This window comes from Mesorhizobium sp. M0037, assembly GCF_040323635.1.
Classification (GTDB): Bacteria; Pseudomonadota; Alphaproteobacteria; order Rhizobiales; family Rhizobiaceae; genus Mesorhizobium.
This window is the reverse complement of record NZ_JAMYVB010000014.1, coordinates 125,593-146,828: the sequence shown is the minus strand read 5'-3', so window position 1 is coordinate 146,828 and position 21,236 is coordinate 125,593. Positions and strand designations below refer to the sequence as shown.

Sequence of the window (21,236 nt, the reverse complement as noted above, 5' to 3'; positions counted from 1 at the left end):
CAGGGCGTACTGGCGGATCGTTCCGCCGACAATTCGGTTATTTCTTGGCGTTCTTATTTGCCACCGGCTCGCCCTTAACCCGCACTTCGCCGATTGTCGAGCGCGCTGAGGTCAATTTGGCGCTGCCGCCGGCAGCGGTTTCGGCGTCAATCGCCTCTGTCGGTTCCATTCTAATTCTGATCACCGCCGGGCGCTATCGTGCGCTACTCGACTATTTTCAATTGTGCAGGCATCGGTCCGGAACGCAAAAGCAAGGCCAGATCATCGGCGTTCTCCTTTGTAAGGTTGCCCGATATCTGGCCGCGGCCGTTAAGAATTGGCTCGCGGACGACTGGCACCGAAAGCACTTGGTTGTCGAGGATCATCGCAAATAGCTTGCCGACATTCTGCGAGGTCGCCTGCGCAACGCGTGCCGTTGCCCTGGAATCGAAGGTGAACGAAACCGCCGGCTCATTTGTGACGGAGTTGGGAGTCGCCTGAGCATTGACAATGTCGTCACTGGAAACGATCGTTCGGCTCTCAACCAGATAGGGAACCGGTGGATCGTCCTTCGAATAAACCACCACCGAGCCAGCGGGCGTCCGGCCATTGATCGCATCAGCGACCGGCATCGACTCATCAACCCACTGAAAAGTCAGCATTCCGGTTCGGGTGAGAATTCTCCTCAGCCTTTGCAAATCCGCAACGCCCGAGGTCCGGACCAGCATACCGTCTTCGCCCTCTGGCCGCACTACTGGGTCGGCTACACCAAGATCACGCAGGCGATTCTTAATGACCACGATCGACTGCGCAAGCGCGATCGACATCCGATACTTGATACCTGTGTCTGTTACCGTGAACCTGAGCAACGCTGCTCCGGTATCATCCAGGATCACTTCCTGGACCGGACCAGCGCTGCCAAGGACAGGATCAGTCACCGCCTCCAATGCCATCTTGGCCGCGCCGACCTGAGCGGCGTCGGTGATATGCACCTGAACGGCCCGACCCGACTTAGCAAGACCAGTATAGCCGATCCTTGCATCGCGCAGCAGCGTCCTGATTTCGTCACGCGTCGCCTCCAACCGGCGATCGATCACATCGGTCGCGTCCAATCGAAGCAGCACGTCCGCGCCGGCAGCGTGAAGACTGGGCGCGTCGACGAGCATTGTGGCCATAGCAAGCCAGATCAGGATCATTTTCAGGCGCGAAAAATGGACCATACGCCGTCTTTTGTCAGAGCTCTGCCCGCGGATCGCTCCGCTTGGGAAACTGGCTTACTTCTTGGCGTTCTGGTTGGCCACCGGCTCGCCCTTGACCCGCACATCGGCGATCGTCGAGCGCAGCGCCGTCACCTTGGTGCCGCCGCCGAGGTCGATCTCAAGCTCATTGTCGTCGATCACCTTGGTCACCTTGCCGACGAAGCCGCCGCCGGTGATGACCGTGTCGCCCCGGCGCACAGCCGAGATCATCTCCTGGCGCTTCTTCAGCTGCGCGCGCTGCGGCCGGATGATGAGAAAATACATGATCACGAAGATCAGCACGAACGGCAGGATCATGCCGATGTCCCCGAACGGACCAAGTGGAGTTCCGGTAGCTTGGGCATATGCCGGTGTGACGAACATCAAGAACTCCTGGGATATGAACTGGGATACGAAAAAGGGCCACGAGACGGCCCCGCCAAATTTGGCCGGAATATAGTGGGTAAAGTTGCCAATGCAACTGCGAGGCCTGGCTTTCGGCTGCTTTTCCGGCCGGTTGACCCGTGTTAGAGCATGCTCCCGGAAAGCCGGCGTGGTTTTCGCAAAAGATCATGCTCAAACAAAAGCTTGGAAGCGGTTTTCATGCAGCTTCCACCAGGACGATTTCCGCCCCTACGCACGTTCGTGCAGAAACATAAAAGACGAGACATGACCGACAGCACCATCGAGGCCCTGAACCAAAAGCTCGACCGCCTGATCGAGGCGGTCACCCGCCTCGCCCCGCCGCCGGTGCCGCAGACCGATCTTGCCGTGGCCGATTGCTTCGTCTGGCAGGCCGACCCCGGCTATCTCGAGGCGGTGCGCAAGGTCAATCGCGTCGACATCGGCCTGATCCGCGGCGTCGACCGCGTGCGCGACATTCTGGTCGAAAACACCGAGCGCTTCGCCGCCGGCCACGCCGCCAACAACGTGTTGCTGTGGGGTGCGCGCGGCATGGGCAAATCCTCGCTGGTCAAGGCCGTGCATGCGCAGATCAACGCCCAGGCCAAATCCGACCTGCCGCTCAAACTGATCGAGATCCACCGCGAGGATATCGACACGCTGCCCAGGCTGATGGGCCTGCTGAAGGCGGCGCCGTTTCGCTTCATCCTGTTTTGCGACGACCTCTCCTTCGACCATGACGACACCTCCTACAAGTCGCTGAAGGCAGCCCTTGAAGGCGGCGTCGAGGGCCGCCCGGCCAATGTCATCTTCTACGCCACGTCGAACCGCCGGCACCTGTTGCCGCGGGACATGATCGACAATGAGCGCTCGACCGCCATCAACCCGTCCGAGGCGGTCGAGGAAAAGGTTTCGCTGTCCGACCGCTTCGGCCTGTGGCTCGGCTTCCACAAATGTTCGCAGGACGAATATCTCGATATGGTCAACGGCTATGCCACCCATCATGGACTGAAGATCGACCCGGAGCAGCTGCGCGCCGACGCCCTGGAATGGGCAACGACGCGCGGCAGCCGCTCGGGCCGCGTCGCCTGGCAGTTCACCCAGGATCTGGCCGGCCGGCTCGGCAAGCCGCTGAACGACTGATTGATTTGCGTCAGGTCACTGAAAAAGCCCGCCCCTTGCGGAGCGGGCTGAGCCGGCGGGCCGGACTGGAGGTCAGACGGCCTGCAAAACGTTTATTGTTCTATTCGAGATAGCCAGAGGGGTCGACCGGGGCCGAGTTCTTGCGCACTTCGAAGTGCAGTTTCGGCGAGTCGGTGGTCCCGCTCATGCCCGACAGCGCGATTTCCTGGCCGCGCTTGACCTTCTGGCCGCGCTGCACTTCGATCGACCTGGCGTGACCATAGACGGTGACCAGCCCGTTTTCGTGGCGCACCAGAACCGTATTGCCGAATTCCTTGAGGCCGTCGCCGGCATAGATGACCACGCCGTTTTCGGCCGCCTTGACCGGCGTCCCCTCAGGCACGGCGATGTCGACACCATCCTTGCCGCCACCAAAATTGGAGATGACGCGGCCACGCACCGGCCAACGCATCTTGCCGATGCCGGTGGCATCGGGCGCAACAGCGTCGTCGTCCTCGGCCTGCTGGATAACCTTGGCGTCCTTCTTCGGCGGCGTGTAGGTGGCGAGCGTCTCCGTCAGCTTTGCCGCCGGTTGGGTGGTCGCGGTCGTCACCGGATCAACTTTGGCCGGCTTGGCGCTGGCGACCGTTGCGGTGCCACCTGCCGGAACCTTCAGCGTCTGGCCGATCTTGAGCAGGCCGTCTTGCATGCCGTTCGCCTGCTTCAGCGCCACGATGCCAACGCCGGTCTTCATGGCGATGGAGGACAGGCTGTCGCCCGACTGGACCGTGTAGGTGCCCGCGCCGGCTTTTGGCGCGGCCGAGGCAGTCTGCGCCGGCTTGTCGGTCTTCGGCTTGTTCGCTGCCGAAGCGTCAACCTGCGCGGCGGACTTGCCGTCCTTGAGTTTCGGCTGCTGCGGCAGTACGGCGATCTTCTCCGGCGCCGGCGCCTTGGGGCTGTTTGCCGGCTTGCCGTCGGCAAGTTTCGGCTCTGTCCCCTTGCTTGAATAGGCATAGGCCGGGATGACCAGTTTCTGACCGGTCTTCAGCCCCTTGGTGGCGCTCAAGCCGTTGACCTTCATGATCACGTCGGCGGGCACATGATAGCGATGAGCGATGCCGGAAATGGTCTCGCCGTCGCTGACCACGATCTCGGTCGCATGCGGCGTACCAGCCGCAACTGGTTTCGGATCGGAGTCACCGGCATTCTTGAACGGCCTCGCCGGCTGGACGGTGCCGGTAGTCGTTCTGTCGACATGCGGTGCCGGTGCAAGCGCCGGCGCGGAAGCGGTGCGCATCGGAGCAGCTTTGGGCGCGCTCGGCGGCGGCAGCTGCTGGACGGTGACTGGCTCCAGGCTGGAGCGGCTGACCGACTCGTTATGGCTGCCATCGACAGGTGCCGCAGCGATCGGCTCGGCCGCCACATCGCCCGGATAGGGCTGCGCAGTGCTCTGCTTGTCGATGATGGCGCGCTGATTGTTGGTCGAGGAGGTGAAGACGTCGTCGACACCATTGAACCGCGAGACTTGGGAGCTACACCCCGCCGCCACTCCGGCTAGCATGAGGACAGCGCAGCCCCGCGACAGAGTACGCCCGTTTGCCTTCAAAACACTGAATTGCATCGCACTAACCCGCACAGACCCGGTACACACTGGTCATGATTAAAGCGCGTTAATGTTACTGGCGGGTTAACCCCATAGAATCAGACGCAAATTTTCTTAAAACATTTTGTAAGGCGCCTTCACCAACGTCGTCATCCCTGGGCGAAGCAGGCGCGAAGCGCCGTCGCGGAGACCCTGGGATCCATTCCGTGACATTGGCCGAAGAATGCAGCAGAGCAGAATTCTGCGCCGTAGCAACGCCTTGATGGCGCGGCATGGATCCTCGGGTCTGCGCTACGTCGCTACGCTCCTTGCTTCGCCCGTGATGACGAAACGATCGGCTTCGGCTTACCTTCGAAGCGCGTGACAGGCAGAATTCAGATAACCGCCGCGACGCTGCGCAGGATCGGCTGCAGGCGCACGGTGCCGATATCCTCGCGCTCGAAGCGGCTGCCGACCTTGGTCAGCTTGGCCAGCACCTGCTCGCCCTCCTCCGGCCCGATCGGGGCAATGACGATGCCGCCGCTCGACAATTGGTCGAGCAGGAAGCGCGGCAGGCTGTCGAAAGCCGCCCAGGCTACGATGCGGTCGAACGGCGCTTCGTTGGCAAGGCCGGTGGAACCATCGGCCTGGCGCACGATGACATTGCCGATGCCGAGCGCCTCGAAGCGTTGCCTGGCCTGCTCGGCCAGCGTCTTGTAGCGGTCGACGCTGACGATGCGAGCCGCGAGCCGCGACATCACCGCTGCCGTGTAGCCCGAGCCGGTGCCGATCTCGAGCACCCGGTTGCCGGGCTCTATTGCCAGGGCCGCAATCACCGCCGCCTGCAGGTCGGCGCCCTCGATCGCCTCGCCGCACTCGATCGGCAGCATCCCGTCCGACCAGGCGATCGAATGGAACTGGCCGTTGAGGAAGCCGCGCCGCGGCGTCGCCTCGAAGGCTGCGATCAGCGCCTTCGGCACCGCGCCTTGGCCGCGCAGGCGCAGCAGGAAAGCGGCAAAACCCTCGCGATCGTCGAGCGGCATGTTCATGCAGAAACCTTGTTCATGCCAAAACCTTAATCAGACAGCGCTTTGGTCAGTTGGTCACGGATTTCATGCGCGGTGAGGTCGAGCTGCAGCGGCGTCACCGACACCAGCCGGTTGTGCAGAGCATGGAGATCGGTGCCTTGCTTGCCCTCGACCGGCTCGCGGCCGAAGCGCAGCCAGTAATAAGGCAGGCCGCGCCCATCGCGGCGCTCGTCGACCCAAAGGCTGTGCACCAGCTTGCCCTGCGACGTCACGACGGTGCCGGCAACCTCGTCAGGCAGGCAGTTGGGAAAGTTGGCGTTGAGCAGCACGCCGTCCGGCAGCGGCATGGCGACGAGCTTTTTCAGCAACGCCGGCGCCAGCGCCTCGGTGGTCTCATAGGGAACGACGCGGTCCTCGCCGACATAGGAATAACCCTGGCTGAGTGCGATCGAGCGGATGCCGAGCAGCGCGCCTTCCATGGCGCCGGCGACGGTGCCGGAATAGGTGACGTCGTCAGCGATGTTGGCGCCGGAATTGACACCGGACAGGATCAGGTCCGGCGCGCCAGGCAGGATCTTCTTGACGCCCATGATGACGCAGTCGGTCGGCGTGCCGCGCACGGCGTAGTGTTTCTCGCCGATCTTGCGCAGCCGGAGCGGCTCCGAGATCGACAGCGAGTGCGCGTAGCCGGACTGGTCCTGCTCCGGCGCCACGACCCAGACATCGTCCGACAGCGTGCGGGCGATGCGTTCGAGCGACGCCAGGCCCTCGGCATGGATGCCGTCATCATTGGTCAGAAGGATGCGCATTACTTCGATTCGATCTTCGCCAGACCGCCCATATAAGGCCGCAGCACTTCAGGAATGGTTACGCTGCCATCCTCATTCTGGTAGTTTTCGATGACGGCAATCAGCGCACGGCCGACAGCGGTGCCCGAACCGTTCAGCGTGTGCACAAAGCGGTTGCCCTTGCCATCCCGGTCCTTGTAGCGGGCATCCATGCGCCTGGCCTGGAAGTCGCCGCAGACCGAGCAGGACGAGATTTCGCGATAGGCGTTCTGGCCGGGCAGCCAGACCTCGATGTCGTAGGTCTTGCGCGCGCCAAACCCCATGTCGCCCGTGCACAGGACCATGGTGCGGAACGGCAGCTCCAGTCGCTTCAGCACCTCTTCCGCGCACTGCGTCATCCGCTCGTGCTCGGCGAGCGAAGACTCCTGGTCGATGACCGAGACCAGCTCGACCTTGTAGAACTGGTGCTGGCGCAACATGCCGCGCGTGTCGCGGCCGGCGGAGCCCGCTTCCGAGCGGAAACACGGCGTCAGCGCCGTATAGCGCAGCGGCAGCTTTTCATGGGCCGTGATTTCTTCGCGCACCAGGTTGGTGAGCGGGACCTCGGCGGTTGGAATCAACCCGAGCCGGCCATCGCCATGCTGCACGAAGAACAGGTCGTCCTCGAATTTCGGCAGCTGGTTGGTCCCGAAAAGCACTTCGTCGCGCACCATCAGTGGCGGGATGACTTCTTCATAGCCATGCTCGGTCGTGTGCAGATCGAGCATGAACTGGCCGATGGCGCGCTCCATCCGCGCCAGCCCGCTCTTCAGCACGGTGAAGCGTGATCCCGACAGCTTTGCCGCCCGCTCGAAATCCATCATGCCGAGCGCTTCGCCGATCTCGAAATGCTCCTTCACCCAGTTCGGCCGAGTCGGCACCTCGCCGACGATATGCTTGACGACATTGTCGTGCTCGTCCTTGCCGACCGGCACGTCGTCGAGCGGCACATTCGGCAGCACCGCCAGCGCATCGTTCAGCGTCTTGTCGAGCTCGCGCTCGCGCGCCTCGCCATTCTGGATGAAGGTCTTGATATCGCCGACTTCGGCCTTGAGCTTTTCGGCAAGTGCCGTGTCGCCCGAACGCATGGCGTTGCCGATCTCCTTCGAGGCGGCGTTGCGGCGTTCCTGCTTGGTCTGCAGCTCGGTGACGTGCTCGCGCCGCGCTTCGTCCTTCTTGATCAGCTCATCGACCGTGGACTGCGCCTCGTCAACCGACCACGAGCGCTTGGCCAGCGCCTCGACAAGGGCCTTCGGGTTGTCGCGAATCCATTTGATATCAAGCATGGTTGGTTCGTCCTCAGAATAAGGCTGAGGGGGTAAACCGCATCCTTCATCGATGCAAGATGAGGGTCAGCGGCTGTCGCGTTTTTCCGCTAACGCGGATACCCGAACGCGACAGCCTATGAACGAGCCTGCTTTGAGGACGCGTCCGCCGCCTTTTCGGCCACGGCTTCGGCGGCTTCCTGCTTCTCGCGCGCCAGCTTCTGCTTGACCTGATCGCGCTCGATCAGCCGGGCCGCCCAGATCGACACCTCGTAGAGCAGGATGGTCGGGATGGCCAAACCGATCTGGCTCATCGGATCAGGCGGCGTCAGCACCGCCGCGACGACGAAGGCGATGACGATCGCCCATTTGCGCTTCTCGGCCAGCGCCTTCGACGACAGCATGCCGACGCGCGTCATCAGGCTGGTCACCACCGGCAGCTGGAACACCAGGCCGAAAGAGAAGATCAGCGTCATGATCAGGCTGAGATATTCCGACACTTTCGGCAGCAGCGAAATCTGCACCTGGTCGTCGGTGCCGGCCTGCTGCATGGCGAGGAAGAACCACATCACCATCGGCGTGAAGAAGAAATAGACCAGCGACGCTCCCATCAGGAACAGGATCGGCGATGCGATCAGGAACGGCAGGAAGGCGTTGCGTTCGTTCTTGTAGAGGCCTGGCGCGATGAATTTGTAGATCTGCGTGGCGATCAGCGGAAAGGCGATGACCATGCCGCCGAACATGGCGAGCTTGACTTGGGTGAAGAAGAATTCCTGCGGCGCCGTATAGATCAGCTCGACCTTGTGCGGATCGAGCCCGGCCCACTGCGTGGCCCATTTGAACGGAACGACCAAAAGATTGAACAGCTTCTTGGCAAAGAAGAAGCAGACGAGGAAGGCGACGAAGAAACCGCCGATCGACCAGATCAGCCGCCGGCGCAGTTCGATCAGATGCTCCATCAGCGGAGCCGACGACTTCTCGATCTCGTCCTTTTCGCTGTCCGTAATGCTCACTTGGCGGCCCCCGCCGTCTTCTTGGACGCGGGCTTCGTGGCCGGCGCAGGCTTCGGCTCAGCCTTTGTGACTGCCTTCGGTGCAGCAGCCGGCTTGGTGGCGGCTTTTCCGGGTGCAGCCTTGGCGGGCGCCGCTGACGGCTTGGCCGCAACCTTCGCCGCAGGCGCCGGCTTTGCCGGTGCTGCCTTGGCTGCCGCTGTTTTGGTTGCCGGGGCCTTTGATATCGCAGCCCCCTTGGCGCGCGCGTTTCGTGGCGCTGCTGTTGCTGCAGCCGGTGTCACCACCGCCTCGTCGGTCATCGCCGGAAGGATCGGCGCCGCCGGCGCTGTTTCCGGTCCGTTGACGCCGGGCATCACCGTCGCGCCGTTCTTGAGCGGCTCGGCCGCCTGTGGTGTTTCTGCCGCCGGCGTTGCGGGGTCGACGGCGGGCTTCGGCTTCATCACCGCATCGACGCCGGAGCGAACCTCGGCTGCCGCCTGTTCGAACGGATTGAGCTGCTTGCGGATTTCGGCCGCCGGATTGAGGCCGCGCAGCGTATCGACAGACTTCTTGACGTCGTCGAGCTCGGCTTCCTTCAACGCCTCGTTGAACTGCTTCTGGAAGTCGGAGGCCATGGCACGCAGCTTCGCCGTCGTGCGGCCGAAGGTGCGCAGCATATTGGGCAAATCCTTGGGTCCGACGACCACGATCATGACGATCGCGATCACCAGCATTTCGGTCCAGCCGACTTCAAACATGGCAATCAGTTCCGACTAGTGCTTGTCGCCCAAAAGTGCGAAGCGGTTTTGGGACAACGACTTGCACAAAAGCAACAACCTTCGGCTCAGCTCTTGCTGGCCTTTTCCTTCACTGCCGAAACGGTCTCGTCCGGGCGGTGCTCGACGGTGCGCTTGTCTTCGGCGGTATCGTCGTCGGCCATGCCCTTCTTGAAGCTCTTGATGCCCTTGGCCATGTCGCCCATCAGCTCGGGTATCTTGCCGCGGCCGAACACCAGCAGCACGATCACCAGCACGATCATCCAGTGCCAAATCGAAAATGAACCCATTGTAACTCTCTCTCGAATGTTTTCCCTGGCGATGATCTATGCGTTTTCGCGTTGGGATTCAAACACAACAGCGACAAAGTTTATGAAGGCGCGGCTTATGTCACGCATTTTCGGCAAAGCTGCCCGCTACCAATCGGCGCATCTACCGCAGCAATGCAGCTTTTTGACAGCGGCTTGCGGTCAATCTTCCGTGACGCGCGGCGTCAGCAGGCCGAGTTCCTCGAGATCGATGTCGGTCAACGCATCCTCGTCCTCGGTCAGCGCGTCCGGATCGGCCGGCGGCAACGGGATGGCGAAATTCGACGGCATGCGGCCGGAGAGCAGCCCTGCCCCCTTCAGTTCGTCCATCCCAGGAAGATCGCGGATCTCCTCCAGTGCGAAATGGTCGAGGAAAGTGTCTGTCGTGCCGTAGGTGACGGGACGGCCGGGCGTGCGGCGGCGGCCGCGCATGCGCACCCATTCCGTTTCGAGCAGCGTATCCAGCGTGCCCTTCGAGGTCTCGACGCCTCTGATGTCCTCGATCTCGGCGCGCGTCACCGGCTGGTGGTAGGCGATGATCGCCAGCACTTCGAGCGCGGCGCGCGACAGCTTGCGCTGCTGCACCGTGTCGCGGCTCATCAGGAAGGCGAGATCGCCGGCGGTACGGAAAGCCCAGGCATCGCCGACCCGAACCAGATTGACGCCGCGCCGCGCATAGATCTGCTGCAGCTCAGCCATGGCAGCGGCAATGCTGATGCCATCGGGCAATCTGGCTGCGAGCTGCTTTTCGCTGACCGGCTCGGCGCTGGCGAACACGATCGCCTCGGCCATGCGTATGGCTTCGGCCATATGCAGCCGTTCGCCAGGATTCAGAAGCAGGGTATCAGTCGGGTCCTGGGCGATAATGCCCTCCTCGGTCTCTTCTTCGACCTTGAACGGAATGACCGAAGCGTTGGCGCGTTCGCTCATGATGCCACCTCGACTGCCTTGATTGGTTGCGCGCGGCCGCGCAGATAGAGCGGCGCGAACACCTGGTCCTGTCGCATCTCGATGCTGCCTTCGCGCACCAGTTCCAGCGACGCCGCAAACGAGCTGGCAATCGCGGTACGCCGTTCGTCCGGGCTGGTCAGGTAATTGATCAGATAGCTGTCCAGCGCCGTCCAGTCGCGCAGCGAGCCGATCAGCCGGGTCAGGATATCGCGCGCATCCTTGAGCGACCACACGCCACGCCGGGCAATTGTCACATTGGTGATCGCCTGTTTCTGGCGCTGCTGCGCATAGGCGGTGAGCAAATCGTAGAGCGAGGCCGAATAGGCGTTACGCTTCTCGACGATGACCATCTCAGGCATGCCGCGTGCAAACACGTCGCGGCCGAGCCGGTTGCGGTTGACCAGCCTTGCCGAGGCGTCGCGCATGGCCTCCAGACGCTTCAGCCGGAACTGCAGCACCGCGGCCAGTTCCTCGCCGCTTTCGCCTTCCTCGCCGGGCTGCTTGGGGATGAGGAGCTTCGACTTGAGGAAGGCCAGCCACGCCGCCATCACCAGGTAGTCGGCGGCAAGCTCAAGCCTCAGCGCCCTCGCCGTCTCGACGAAGGTCAGATATTGCTCGACCAGCGCCAAGATGGAAATCCGCGACAGATCGACCTTTTGGTTGCGGGCGAGATGCAGCAAGAGGTCGAGCGGACCTTCGAACCCGGCGACGTCGACGACAAGCGACGGGTCGCCGGTGACCCGTGAATCGTCGTTCTCGGCCCACAGACGGTCCATCGGTGCGGCCTTCGCAGCCTTGCTGTCCAATGTTTCCGCCACTTGTTCCTTTACCTCTGGTTAGAGCATGATGCCGAAAAGTGTGAAGCGGTTTTCGGACGACATCATGCTCTCTCTATCTAATTTAGAGACGGATTCAGATTTCAGGTCGAGCAGACCTGAAATCATCCGTCTCTAGGCCACCGCATCGAAATAGGTGGCAAACTCGGCGCGTATCTCGGTTTCGTCGGCCCGGTCGCGATCCCTTATATAGGTCAGCGCCCGCTTGGCGCGCTCCAGCGATGTCCCTTCAAGTCCCGTGGTTCGCGATGCGATGCCCGCCATCTCCTCGAAAACGCCATTGCAGTGAAGGACCAGATCGCAGCCCGCCGCAAGGATCGAGGCCGCCTTTGTCGGGAAATCCCCAGAAAGTGCCTTCATCGAGGTGTCGTCGCTCATCAACAGCCCGTCGAAGCCGATCTCGCGGCGGATGATCTCGTCGATGACCTTGCCTGAGGTGGTCGCTGGGTTGTTCGGATCGATGGCGCTGTAGACGACATGCGCCGTCATCGCCATCGGCAGATGGCTAAGCTCGCGGAACGGGGCGAAATCATGCCGCTGCAGGTCGCTCAGCGAGGCATCGACCACAGGCAGTTCGAAATGCGTGTCGGCAAAGGCGCGCCCGTGACCCGGAATGTGCTTCATGACCGGCAGCACGCCGCCCGACATCAGCCCTTCCGCCGCCGCGCGGCCGAGTTCGATGACCGGGCGCGGCTCCTTGCCATAGGCGCGCGCGCCGATGACGTCGCTGGCGCCCTCGATCGGCACGTCCAGCACCGGCAGGCAATCGGCAGAGATACCGTAGCGTAACAGGTCGAAGGCGTGCAGCCGCGCCATCAGCCAGGCAGCGCGGGTGCCGGCATCATGGTCCTTGCGCCACAATGCACCGAGCGCGCCGCCGGCGGGATAGTTCGGCGCCAGCGGGGGCCGCAGGCGCTGCACCCGGCCACCTTCCTGGTCGATGAACACCAGCGCATCGGGGCGCCCGATACAGTCGCGCATTTCGGCGACCAGATCGCGGATCTGCTCGGTTTCGCCGATGTTGCGCGCAAACAGGATGAAGCCCCACGGGCATTCATTGCGATAGAAACGGATTTCTTCGCGGGTCAGCGATTTCCCGGCACAGCCGAGGATCATGGATTTTGATTCGGTCATTCCACCAGTTTAGGGCTTCGCGCCGGCAAAGGGAATCTCCCCGGACGGCAAGCGCCTCAACCTCTCGCCCATCCACATGAAAAAGCCGGCGCGACCCTTGGGAACGCACCGGCTCTGATAATTGGATCCGGCCTTACCGAGACACGAAGCAGTTGCCGCCGGCAGCCTTGTAGCTGGTGCACAGATTGATCGCATCGTTGCGCGATTGCGCAGGCACCCGGACACGGTAGAAGGTGCCCTTGCCGGCGATCTCCGCCTTGACGATGTTGGCGGTGCGACCGGCGAGCACATTTCCATAGCGGCGCTGCAGGTCGGCGTAGTTGGCCTGGGCGCTTTCGACCGTCGGCTGCGAAGCGATCTGCATCGACCACGAACCGCCCGATGTCGAAGCCGTCGCCGGGATGGAGGCAACCTGGTCGGGCTTGACCTCGCCGACCACGTCGACCGGCTGGTCGGACGGGCGCTGCGGCGCTACGGCAACCGTCTGCGGCGTGTTGGCGGACTGGGTCTCAGCCTTCGGCGTGGCCGCCGGCTTCACCGGCTTGACCGGCTTGGCGGTCTCGGCACTTGCCTGGTCGCTATTTGCCTGATCGGCAGGCGCCACGGTGCCGGTCTGCTCGGCATCGGCCGAAGGGGCGACGTGCTGCGGCGCCGGGTCAAGCGGCTCAGTCGCCGCAACCTGTGGCGCGGCCGGCGTCGAGTCCTCGCGGGCCACCAACGAGCCGTCGGGCTTGACCACCATGGTCCGCACCTTGCGCGGGGCAACGGCGACCGTATCGGAGTTCTTGTCGGCTTCCTGCAGCACCTGAGCGATGCGGTCCTCGGACTTTGGCGCCGGCGCGACAGCCGCGTCGGGGTTGACGGCAGCTTCGGGGTTGCCGGCAGCGTCGGGGCCTGGGGCAGCGTCGGTATCGTCGGGCGACAGATCGACGACGCGGCTTTCAGGCTCCTGCGCCTTCACATCGACCGGCTCTTCGGTGTTGGTGACCAGCTTCTCCTGAACCGGCTCGGCCGGCTTGGTGCCCTTGGCGACCGCATCATAAACCTTGTTGTCCTGGTTCGGCACCACGGCGCCGCCCGGATTTTCGGGCTTGACCTTGATCGGCCTGTTGTCGGCTTTGACAATGACCGGCCCATCGCTGCCGCCCTTTCCGCCGAACGACAAGGCGAAGGCGCCAAGGCCGCCGGCAATCGCAACCGCAGCAACGACCCCCGCGACCAGCAGGCCGCTCCTGCGCGGCCGTGCGGCTTCCTGCTCGGCGAGGCCCGGCACCGCCATTGCCTCGTCCAGATCCGGATCGTAGTCGAGTTCGTCGACCGCGAAATCGTCGGCCTGCGAAACCGGCTGGCTGCCGGGCAGATCGTCCAGGTCGAAGCCGCCGGCGGCATCGGCGTGGTGAGCTTGCGTGGCTGCAAGCACTTCGGCTGGCCGCGCCGCATAGGCGCGCTGGTCGAGCTCGTGGCCCGAACTGAAGCCGGAACTGTAGGAATCGTCATCATAGCCGGCACTGCGTGCGGCAGTGGGCGGCGCCACTTCCACCGCGTTCATCTCGTTGAGCATGCCGGCGAATTCGGCGTCGATGTCGTCATAGGCGGCCGGCTCGTCTTGCTCGAAGCTGAGTTCTGGAATGTCGAGGTCGTCGGCAATCGCCACCACACGCTCCGGCACATCGACCGTCTCGACATCCGGCATCTCGTCATAGGCCTGAGGCGGCGCCTGGCGCGATGGCGTCGGCGCCACATAGGCAGCAGCTGCAACCGGCTGGTCGCGATAGCTTGGCGCTGCCGCCGGCGGCATGGACGGCTTTTCTGCAAAAGAAGGTTGCGGCTGCGCTGCAAAGGAAGGCTGGGCCGGGGTGGGAGTCACGCGGCTCCACGAACGCGCCGGCTCCGGCGGCGTCGAGCGCCAATCGCCAGCGACCGGTGCTGCCGTGTCATTACCGAGATCGATGCCCTTGGCGAGCGCCGCATCGAAGGCATGATCATCGAACTCGATCTCGGGCTCATGGCCCTCGAGTTCGCCGGCAAGCAGATCGTCGAAATCGGCATCGTCCGCCCGGGCCTCCTGAGGAGCCGGCGCGTGTTCGTCCAGGTCCCAGTCGAGATTATCGACCGGAGCGACCGGCGTCGCGACGGACCGCTGCACCGGGGCAACCGGCTCATAAGTCCTGGTGGGCTCGATGGCGGCAGCCCTGGTGGGCTCGGTGACCACCGGAATCGGGGCGACTGGCGCCGGGCGTGGTGTGGTCATGGCGCCAAGCAACGCGTTGAGTTCATCTTCCAACGTCCGTTCGTCAGCGACCGGAGCGGCCGGGGTCGCCATATTGGTAGGCGCCACATAGGCTGGTGCGACCGGAGTTGGCTGAACCGGAGCGGGTGCGGTCTCGGCCACCGGCTCGTGATCGGCAAGCGCATCATCGATGCTCAGATCGAAATCGTCGAATGCTTCGTGCGCAGTCTCATGAGAGGGGCTGGCCTCCACGGTCCAGGCCGGCGTCTCGTCCACTTCCGGCGCATCCATCTCAACCGGCGCGCTGACCTGCAGATCGCTGACATCCAGATCGCGCTCTTCCGGATCCTCGGCCTCAACAGGCTGAGCCTCGAAAGCCTGAGGCTCGAAATGCTCGGCTGCAAAATCCTGAGCTGCAAATTCCATGTCGACATCGGCCATCGCGTCATCGAAATGAACCGCAAAATCCTCGTCGGCAACAGCGTGGTCGGCGGCGCCGACGACCGGCGCCTCGGCTACTGGCGCGGCATACTGGTCCTGCGCCGGCGCAGGACCGTCCAGCGTCAGCTCGTCTTCCAGCGACATCGAGACGGCATTGTCGAAATCATCGTCGAACGCGAGATCGTCGGCAGGCGCAGCAGCAACCTGCGCGACATCTGCGGCATGGGCGACGGTCGCGCCGTCATCGAGCAGCAACCCCTGCTCGAGCGAAGCGGCAAGGTCGTCATCCATCGGCAGGTCGTCTTCGAGCGGCGACACGTTTTCCAGCGAGCTGGCGACGGCATTGTCGAAATCATCGTCGAATGCAGCTTCGTCGAATGCGGGCTCGGCAAACGAAGGTTCGGCAAACGAGGGTTCAACGGGAGCAGCCGCAGCCTGCGGGGCAGCGCCGAAATCCAGATCGGCGGCATCGTCGAAGACGAAATCATATTCCAGCGAAGCAGCCAGCGCATCGTCCATCGCGGCATCGGTGGTTTCGAAAGCCGGCTCGCGAATCTCGGCAGCAGGTTCGTAGGGTTCAGCGGCAGGCTGGTGAACCTCGGGAGCTGGCTGGCTGGCCTCCATGGAACCGACTTCATCGCCGAATTCGCCCATCAACTCCTTCTCGAGGTCGATGTCGAAATCGCCCTCGTCCGCAGCCGTCTCGACGGCTGGCGCCTGCGGCTTGACCGGCTGGCGCGGATCGAAACCCATGATCCTGGTCAGTTCAGCGAACGGATCATCTTCGGCGATGTCGTTGTTGTCGGCTACTCTCAGCTGGGTTCTGTCTGCCATTATTGTTCCCGAACTCGCACTCATTCGGACGCCATGGACGTCGCGTAGGGTTGGCCCTTACCAGCGCAATGTGGGCAAATGGTGACAGGTGTTTTAGTTAAACCTAACGCATCTCAGTGGGCGCATCAGCCCCAATCAGCGTCAGGCCGGAGGTCAAAACATCCGAAACAGCCTGCACCAGCCCTAGTCTGGCATGAGTCAATTGTCGGTCGTTAACCTTAACAAAACGTAAGTCGGCATTCTCGGTGCCCCGATTCCAGTGTCCATGGAAGCTGGAAGCCAGATCATAGAGGTAGAATGCCAGCCGGTGCGGCTCCAGCGCAAGGGCCGCAGATTCGACCAGCCGGGGATATTCAGCCAGCTTCCGGATCAGGCCGATCTCGCCCTCATCGGTGAGCGACGCCGAGGCCGCGGCCAGGCTGTTGCGGTCGAAATTGGCCTCGCCCAGTTGCTCGCTCGCCTGCCGGAACACCGAATGACAGCGCGCCGAAGCGTACTGCACGTAGAACACGGGATTGTCCTTGGACTGTTCGGTGACCTTGGCGAAATCGAAGTCGAGCGGCGCGTCGCTCTTGCGGTAGAGCATCATGAAGCGGATCGCATCGCGGCCCACCTCCTCCACCGCTTCGCGCAAGGTCACGAAGTCGCCCGACCGCTTCGACATCCGAACCGGTTCGCCATCGCGAAACAGCTTCACCAGATTGCACAGCAGCACCGTGAGTTGCAGCTTCAGATCATCGCCTGCAATCGCCCGCGCCAGCGCTTCCAGCCGCTTGACGTAGCCGCCATGGTCGGCGCCCAGCACATAGATCAGGCCGACGAAACCGCGGTCGACCTTGTCCTTGAGATAGGCGACGTCGGCGGCGAAATAGGTGAACGAGCCGTCGGACTTGACCAGCGCCCGGTCCATGTCGTCGCCGACCGCCGTCGAGCGAAACAGCGTCTGCTCGCGGTCTTCCCAGTCGTCCGGCTTCTCGCCCTTGGGCGGCGGTAGCTTGCCCTTGTAGATATGGCCTTTCAGCGTCAGATCGTTGATCGCCGAGCGGATTTTTTTGGCATTGTCGGCATGCAGCGTGCGCTCGGAGAAGAAAACGTCGTGATGCACATTGAGCAACGCCAGATCCTTGCGGATCATCACCATCATGGCGTCGATCGTGCGGTCCTTGACGATTGCCAGCGACTCATCGTCGGGCATCTGCAAGAGCTTGCGGCCAAATTCGGCAGCCAGCGCCTGACCGACCGGCACAAGGTAATCGCCGGGATAGAGGCCGGCCGGTATCTCGCCAATGTCGTCGCCCAGCGCTTCGCGGTAGCGCAGGAAGGCCGAACGCCCGAGCACGTCGATCTGCGCGCCGGCGTCGTTGATGATGTATTCCTTGGTGACGTCATAGCCGGCGAAGGCCATCAGATTGGCGAGCGTGTCGCCGACAACCGCGCCCCGGCAATGGCCGACATGCATCGGCCCGGTCGGATTGGCCGAGACATATTCGACATTGGTCTTCTTGCCGCCACCAATGGTCGAGCGGCCGTAGTTTTGCCCCTCGCCGAGCAGCGCAGTCAGATGTGCCTGCCAGAAAGCGTCCTTGAGCCGGAGATTGACGAAGCCGGGACCGGCGACGTCGGCTTCGGCAACATCGGCGTCGCTGCGCAGCACTTCCACCAGCCGCTCGGCCAGCGCGCGCGGGTTCTGCCCGGTGGGCTTGGCCAGTACCATCGCCGCATTGGTGGCGAGATCGCCATGGCTGGCGTCGCGCGGCGGCTCGACGGCGATGCGCGACAGGTCGGGCGAAACGCCATTACTGTCTTTCAAATCAAGCGCTTCGACGGCTTTTGTGATTCGCGCGCTGAAATCGGCGAAGATGTTCATGGGTCTTGCTCTGGCGGACTGTGCAGGGGAACCGGCTCATTGGCCGGCAAATCGCGCCCGCCCTAGCTTAAATCGGGCGTATGGTCAAACAGACGGCGGTGTTCCTTCAAGGCGTAGGTATCCGTCATCCCCGCCAGGAAATCGGCGACGCTGCGCGCCTTGATGCGGTCCTCCGCCCGGTCGAGCCCCTCCCGCCAGCCGTCCGGCATGGCGCGCGGATCGGCGAAATAGACATCGAACAGGTCGCGCACGATCTGCTCGGCCTCAGTGCGAACGCGCATCACCTCGTCATGCCGGTAGAGATGCTTGTAGAGAAAGGTCTTCAATTCCTTCTCGGTCGCCGCCACGTCAGCGGAAAAGGTCACCATCGTTTCGCCCGCCGCCCGCACCGCTTCGGCGCTGTCAGGCTTGATGCGCTCAAGATTGGCGGTGGTGGAAACAATGACGTCCTCGACCATCATCGTGATCTGCCGGCGCATCAGCTCATGGCCGGTGCGCACATCGTCCAGGCCCGGATAGCGCGCGCGCACGCTTGCCAGGATCGATCCCGGCAGCGCCACCGTTTCCAGCATGTCCAAGGTCAGGAAGCCGGAGCGCAGGCCGTCGTCGATGTCATGGGTGTTGTAGGCGATATCGTCGGCGATCGCAGCACATTGCGCCTCGATGCCGGCGAAATGGTCGAGTTCGAGGTCGTGCAGCTCGGAATAGTCGCGGATCGCCTGCGGCACCGGGCCTTTGAGCCCTTTTCCCTTGGCATCTGTCAGCGGCCCATTGTGCTTGACCAGCCCTTCCAGCGTTTCCCAGGTCAGGTTTAGCCCGTCGAACTCGGCATAGCGCCGCTCCAGCCGCGTCACCACGCGCAGCGACTGCGCATTGTGGTCGAAGCCGCCCCATTGGGCCATCCGCTCGTTCAGCGCGTCCTCGCCGGTATGGCCGAACGGCGTGTGACCGAAATCGTGCACCAAGGCGACCGCCTCGGCCAGATCCTCGTCGCCGCGCAGCGCTCGCGCCAGAGCCCGCGCAATCTGCGCGACCTCGATCGAATGCGTCAGCCGGGTGCGATAGTGGTCGCCTTCATGGGCGACGAACACCTGCGTCTTGTGCTTCAGGCGGCGGAAGGCGGTGGAATGGATGATGCGGTCGCGGTCGCGCTGGAATGGCGTGCGAGTCGGGCTCTCGACCTCGTCATAGAGCCGCCCGCGCGACCTGGCTGGGTCGCTGGCATAGGCCGCGCGCGGCCGATAGCCGAACCCAATGTCGCCAAGCTCATTTGTCATGGCTGATGCCGCCGCAGTTGACTTGCCCCTTCCCGCTTCATACCTATCATGTGAAACCGAAAGCAAGGTGACGCCCATGTGCGCTGATGCCAAGACTGCCATGAAAGTCGAGATGACCGAGTCCGCCGCCAGGCGGATCGCGAAAATCGTCTCTGGCGAGGCCGGCAAGACGGCGCTGCGCGTCTCCGTCGAAGGCGGCGGCTGCTCCGGCTTTTCCTACAAGTTCGACCTGGTCGATACGCGCAACGACGACGACGTCGCCATCGAAAAGGACGGCGCCACCGTGCTGATCGACGATTTGTCGCTGGTCTATATGGGCGGCTCGGTGATCGACTTCGTCGACGATCTGATGGGCCAGTCGTTCCAGATCCGCAACCCCAATGCAGTCGCCTCCTGCGGCTGCGGCACCAGTTTCTCCATCTAGGCAGATGTCCGGCGTCGGCGCGGTCCGTCAGGTCGCACTGTCGGCCGGGCGCGACCTCGACGTCACGCTGGCCTTCTGGCACGATGTGCTCGGCCTCAGCGTTCATGCCCGCTACGATCCGCCGGGCATCGCCTTCATCATGGCCGGTGATATCAGGTTGCTGTTCACCGATGGCGTTCCGGCCGGCACCGTCTATCTCGATATAGCCGGGCTCGAAGCCTTCCACGCCGAGGCGAAAGCGTCCGGCATCCCCTTCACCGCACCGCCGGCGCTCGTCCACAACGACACCGAAGGCACGTTCGGAACGGCGGGGGAAAGCGAGTGGATGGCCTTTCTAAAGGACCCGGCAGGCAATACGATCGGGCTTGTCGAACGTCTTTCGCCCGAACATCCCTGAGGCCGCCCATGAAAATCGTCACCTGGAACATAAACGGCATTCGCGCCCGCATCGGCAACCTCAACCACTGGCTGAGCGAAAGCCAGCCCGACATCGTCTGCCTGCAGGAGATCAAATCGGTCGACGAGCAGTTCCCGCGCGCCGAGATCGAGGCGCTTGGCTACAACGTGGAAACCCATGGCCAGAAGGGCTTTAACGGCGTCGCCCTGCTGTCGAAACTTCCGTTCGACGAGGTTATCAGAGGCCTGCCAGGCGACGAGACTGATGAGCAGGCGCGCTTCATCGAGGGCGTGTTCTCGACCGACCAGGGCGCGCTGCGCGTCGCCTCGCTCTATCTGCCCAACGGCAACCCGGTCGATGACGAGAAGAAGTTTCCCTACAAGCTGGCCTGGATGGAACGGCTGCATCGCTGGGCCGAGCAGCGGCTGCTTCTGGAGGAGGCGCTGGTGCTGGCCGGCGACTACAATGTCATCCCCGAGCCGGTCGATGCGCGCTTCCCCGAGAACTGGCTTGGCGATGCGCTGTTCCAGCCGCAGACCCGGCAGGCCTTCCGGCGGCTGAAGAATCTCGGCTTTACAGAGGCGGTGCGCGCCGTCACCGATGCGGCCGACGTCTACACCTTCTGGGACTACCAGGCCGGCGCCTGGCAGAAGAACAACGGCATCCGCATCGACCATCTGCTGTTGTCGCCCGAAGCGGCCAACCGCTTTTCCTCGGCCTCGATCGAAAAGCATGTGCGCGCCTGGGAAAAACCTTCCGACCACGTGCCGGTGGCGATCGATCTGGCGCTGCTGCCGGCCTGATATCAGCCGAAACCCTGATATCGCCACAATCGCGCCATTCAGTCAGAGATCAGCATGGCGGCTGGGGTTCCATGGCACTACGATTCCTCCTTTGCCCGATCGGCCTGGCATTTGCCATGGCCTCCCCTGCAGCGGCACTTGCCGACCAGCAGTGCCTGGCCAATGGCAAGTCCTACCAGGTCGGCCAGGTCACCTGCCTGACGGTTTCAGACCAGAGCCATATGGCCCGCTGCGACCTGGTGCTCAACAACACCTCATGGACCAAGATCGACGACAGCTGCCCCGACACCACGATTAAGCCGCATCTGCACGTCACGCCGATCTCGATGCCGGTGTACAGAGCGGTGCCGGCGGAACTCACCGAGAACTGATGGATGTGAGCTAATCTCCCCCCTTGAGGGGGAGATGGCCGGCAGGCCAGAGGGGGGCGCGAAGAAAGGCGACCTTTCGGTCAAACAAGCTCACCCTTTCAGTCCAACCCGGGCAAACTTTAGTCAACTGAAATGCCAGCGGGACAGCGCCC

General features: G+C 63.1%; 20 protein-coding genes. 5 read left to right on the top strand and 15 right to left on the bottom strand.

Annotated features, from left to right (window positions below; all coding sequences use genetic code 11):
* Positions 1-203: 203 nt before the first annotated feature.
* Together NKJ78_RS21265 and yajC are read right to left on the bottom strand one after the other, a co-directional pair.
* The gene (locus NKJ78_RS21265) at positions 204-1,199 is read right to left on the bottom strand and encodes a SecDF P1 head subdomain-containing protein (protein ID WP_352459109.1); all 996 of its coding nucleotides are present in this window, start codon (positions 1,197-1,199) and stop codon (positions 204-206) included.
* 54 nt (positions 1,200-1,253) lie between these two features.
* Positions 1,254-1,601, bottom strand: coding sequence for a preprotein translocase subunit YajC (yajC, locus tag NKJ78_RS21260; protein ID WP_023667680.1), 348 nt, complete (start codon positions 1,599-1,601; stop codon positions 1,254-1,256).
* Between the two features lie 285 nt (positions 1,602-1,886).
* Here yajC and NKJ78_RS21255 point away from each other — a divergent pair, with 285 nt between their 5' ends.
* Positions 1,887-2,762, top strand: a complete 876-nt coding sequence (locus NKJ78_RS21255; RefSeq protein ID WP_352459110.1) for an ATP-binding protein — start codon at positions 1,887-1,889, stop codon at positions 2,760-2,762.
* A 100-nt stretch (positions 2,763-2,862) separates the two neighbouring features.
* Here NKJ78_RS21255 and NKJ78_RS21250 read toward each other — a convergent pair whose 3' ends face one another.
* The 13 genes from NKJ78_RS21250 to NKJ78_RS21190 form a co-directional block, all read right to left on the bottom strand.
* Entirely contained in the window at positions 2,863-4,362 is a 1,500-nt protein-coding gene (locus NKJ78_RS21250; protein WP_352459111.1) for a peptidoglycan DD-metalloendopeptidase family protein, read from the bottom strand.
* 356 nt (positions 4,363-4,718) lie between these two features.
* Positions 4,719-5,372 (bottom strand): protein-L-isoaspartate(D-aspartate) O-methyltransferase, encoded by a 654-nt coding sequence (locus tag NKJ78_RS21245; protein ID WP_023697616.1) that lies wholly within the window; start codon positions 5,370-5,372, stop codon positions 4,719-4,721.
* Between the two features lie 26 nt (positions 5,373-5,398).
* On the bottom strand, positions 5,399-6,160 hold the full coding sequence (gene surE, locus NKJ78_RS21240; protein WP_023688221.1) for a 5'/3'-nucleotidase SurE: 762 nt from the start codon (positions 6,158-6,160) through the stop codon (positions 5,399-5,401).
* On the bottom strand, positions 6,160-7,464 hold the full coding sequence (gene serS / locus NKJ78_RS21235) for a serine--tRNA ligase (RefSeq protein WP_352562625.1): 1,305 nt from the start codon (positions 7,462-7,464) through the stop codon (positions 6,160-6,162). Before serS ends, surE begins: the two co-directional genes overlap by 1 nt.
* Positions 7,465-7,580: 116 nt before the next feature.
* Positions 7,581-8,456 carry a twin-arginine translocase subunit TatC gene (gene tatC / locus NKJ78_RS21230; protein WP_023667686.1) on the bottom strand — a complete coding sequence of 292 codons (876 nt, stop codon included), beginning with the start codon at positions 8,454-8,456 and terminating at the stop codon, positions 7,581-7,583.
* Entirely contained in the window at positions 8,453-9,193 is a 741-nt protein-coding gene (gene tatB / locus NKJ78_RS21225) for a Sec-independent protein translocase protein TatB (protein ID WP_023688218.1), read from the bottom strand. The genes tatC and tatB overlap by 4 nt, the downstream gene beginning before the upstream one ends.
* A gap of 86 nt (positions 9,194-9,279) precedes the next feature.
* Entirely contained in the window at positions 9,280-9,501 is a 222-nt protein-coding gene (locus tag NKJ78_RS21220) for a twin-arginine translocase TatA/TatE family subunit (protein ID WP_023681650.1), read from the bottom strand.
* Positions 9,502-9,681: 180 nt separating this feature from the next.
* Entirely contained in the window at positions 9,682-10,449 is a 768-nt protein-coding gene (gene scpB, locus NKJ78_RS21215) for an SMC-Scp complex subunit ScpB (protein WP_023667689.1), read from the bottom strand.
* Positions 10,446-11,246 (bottom strand): segregation and condensation protein A, encoded by an 801-nt coding sequence (locus NKJ78_RS21210; RefSeq protein ID WP_023667690.1) that lies wholly within the window; start codon positions 11,244-11,246, stop codon positions 10,446-10,448. Before NKJ78_RS21210 ends, scpB begins: the two co-directional genes overlap by 4 nt.
* 174 nt (positions 11,247-11,420) lie before the next feature.
* Positions 11,421-12,440, bottom strand: coding sequence for a beta-N-acetylhexosaminidase (gene nagZ / locus NKJ78_RS21205; RefSeq protein WP_023681654.1), 1,020 nt, complete (start codon positions 12,438-12,440; stop codon positions 11,421-11,423).
* A 133-nt stretch (positions 12,441-12,573) separates the two neighbouring features.
* The gene (locus NKJ78_RS21200; protein ID WP_352459113.1) at positions 12,574-15,945 is read right to left on the bottom strand and encodes an SPOR domain-containing protein; all 3,372 of its coding nucleotides are present in this window, start codon (positions 15,943-15,945) and stop codon (positions 12,574-12,576) included.
* A 103-nt stretch (positions 15,946-16,048) separates the two neighbouring features.
* Positions 16,049-17,812 (bottom strand): arginine--tRNA ligase, encoded by a 1,764-nt coding sequence (gene argS, locus NKJ78_RS21195; protein WP_352459114.1) that lies wholly within the window; start codon positions 17,810-17,812, stop codon positions 16,049-16,051.
* 62 nt (positions 17,813-17,874) lie between these two features.
* Complete coding sequence (locus NKJ78_RS21190; RefSeq protein WP_023716245.1) at positions 17,875-19,089, bottom strand: deoxyguanosinetriphosphate triphosphohydrolase; 1,215 nt, start codon at positions 19,087-19,089, stop codon at positions 17,875-17,877.
* A 76-nt stretch (positions 19,090-19,165) separates the two neighbouring features.
* Between NKJ78_RS21190 and erpA the strand changes: the two genes are divergently transcribed.
* The 4 genes from erpA to NKJ78_RS21170 all read left to right on the top strand — a co-directional run bounded on the left by erpA (position 19,166) and on the right by NKJ78_RS21170 (position 21,084).
* Positions 19,166-19,513, top strand: a complete 348-nt coding sequence (erpA, locus tag NKJ78_RS21185; protein WP_352459115.1) for an iron-sulfur cluster insertion protein ErpA — start codon at positions 19,166-19,168, stop codon at positions 19,511-19,513.
* 4 nt (positions 19,514-19,517) lie between these two features.
* Positions 19,518-19,910: a VOC family protein gene (locus tag NKJ78_RS21180; protein ID WP_352459116.1), complete on the top strand. Its 393-nt coding sequence runs from the start codon at positions 19,518-19,520 to the stop codon at positions 19,908-19,910.
* 8 nt (positions 19,911-19,918) lie between these two features.
* Complete coding sequence (xth, locus tag NKJ78_RS21175) at positions 19,919-20,713, top strand: exodeoxyribonuclease III (RefSeq protein WP_352459117.1); 795 nt, start codon at positions 19,919-19,921, stop codon at positions 20,711-20,713.
* Positions 20,714-20,784: 71 nt separating this feature from the next.
* Entirely contained in the window at positions 20,785-21,084 is a 300-nt protein-coding gene (locus NKJ78_RS21170) for a hypothetical protein (RefSeq protein WP_352459118.1), read from the top strand.
* Positions 21,085-21,236: the final 152 nt, after the last annotated feature.

Bases quoted from the DNA above. Each gene is read 5' to 3' on its own strand.
- NKJ78_RS21265 (WP_352459109.1), bottom strand. From the start codon at position 1,199: ATGGTCCATTTTTCGCGCCTGAAAATGATCCTGATCTGGCTTGCTATG.
- yajC (WP_023667680.1), bottom strand. From the start codon at position 1,601: ATGTTCGTCACACCGGCATATGCCCAAGCTACCGGAACTCCACTTGGT.
- NKJ78_RS21255 (WP_352459110.1), top strand. From the start codon at position 1,887: ATGACCGACAGCACCATCGAGGCCCTGAACCAAAAGCTCGACCGCCTG.
- NKJ78_RS21250 (WP_352459111.1), bottom strand. From the start codon at position 4,362: ATGCAATTCAGTGTTTTGAAGGCAAACGGGCGTACTCTGTCGCGGGGC.
- NKJ78_RS21245 (WP_023697616.1), bottom strand. From the start codon at position 5,372: ATGAACATGCCGCTCGACGATCGCGAGGGTTTTGCCGCTTTCCTGCTG.
- surE (WP_023688221.1), bottom strand. From the start codon at position 6,160: ATGCGCATCCTTCTGACCAATGATGACGGCATCCATGCCGAGGGCCTG.
- serS (WP_352562625.1), bottom strand. From the start codon at position 7,464: ATGCTTGATATCAAATGGATTCGCGACAACCCGAAGGCCCTTGTCGAG.
- tatB (WP_023688218.1), bottom strand. From the start codon at position 9,193: ATGTTTGAAGTCGGCTGGACCGAAATGCTGGTGATCGCGATCGTCATG.
- NKJ78_RS21220 (WP_023681650.1), bottom strand. From the start codon at position 9,501: ATGGGTTCATTTTCGATTTGGCACTGGATGATCGTGCTGGTGATCGTG.
- scpB (WP_023667689.1), bottom strand. From the start codon at position 10,449: ATGAGCGAACGCGCCAACGCTTCGGTCATTCCGTTCAAGGTCGAAGAA.
- NKJ78_RS21210 (WP_023667690.1), bottom strand. From the start codon at position 11,246: ATGGACCGTCTGTGGGCCGAGAACGACGATTCACGGGTCACCGGCGAC.
- nagZ (WP_023681654.1), bottom strand. From the start codon at position 12,440: ATGACCGAATCAAAATCCATGATCCTCGGCTGTGCCGGGAAATCGCTG.
- NKJ78_RS21200 (WP_352459113.1), bottom strand. From the start codon at position 15,945: ATGGCAGACAGAACCCAGCTGAGAGTAGCCGACAACAACGACATCGCC.
- argS (WP_352459114.1), bottom strand. From the start codon at position 17,812: ATGAACATCTTCGCCGATTTCAGCGCGCGAATCACAAAAGCCGTCGAA.
- NKJ78_RS21190 (WP_023716245.1), bottom strand. From the start codon at position 19,089: ATGACAAATGAGCTTGGCGACATTGGGTTCGGCTATCGGCCGCGCGCG.
- erpA (WP_352459115.1), top strand. From the start codon at position 19,166: ATGTGCGCTGATGCCAAGACTGCCATGAAAGTCGAGATGACCGAGTCC.
- NKJ78_RS21180 (WP_352459116.1), top strand. From the start codon at position 19,518: ATGTCCGGCGTCGGCGCGGTCCGTCAGGTCGCACTGTCGGCCGGGCGC.
- xth (WP_352459117.1), top strand. From the start codon at position 19,919: ATGAAAATCGTCACCTGGAACATAAACGGCATTCGCGCCCGCATCGGC.
- NKJ78_RS21170 (WP_352459118.1), top strand. From the start codon at position 20,785: ATGGCACTACGATTCCTCCTTTGCCCGATCGGCCTGGCATTTGCCATG.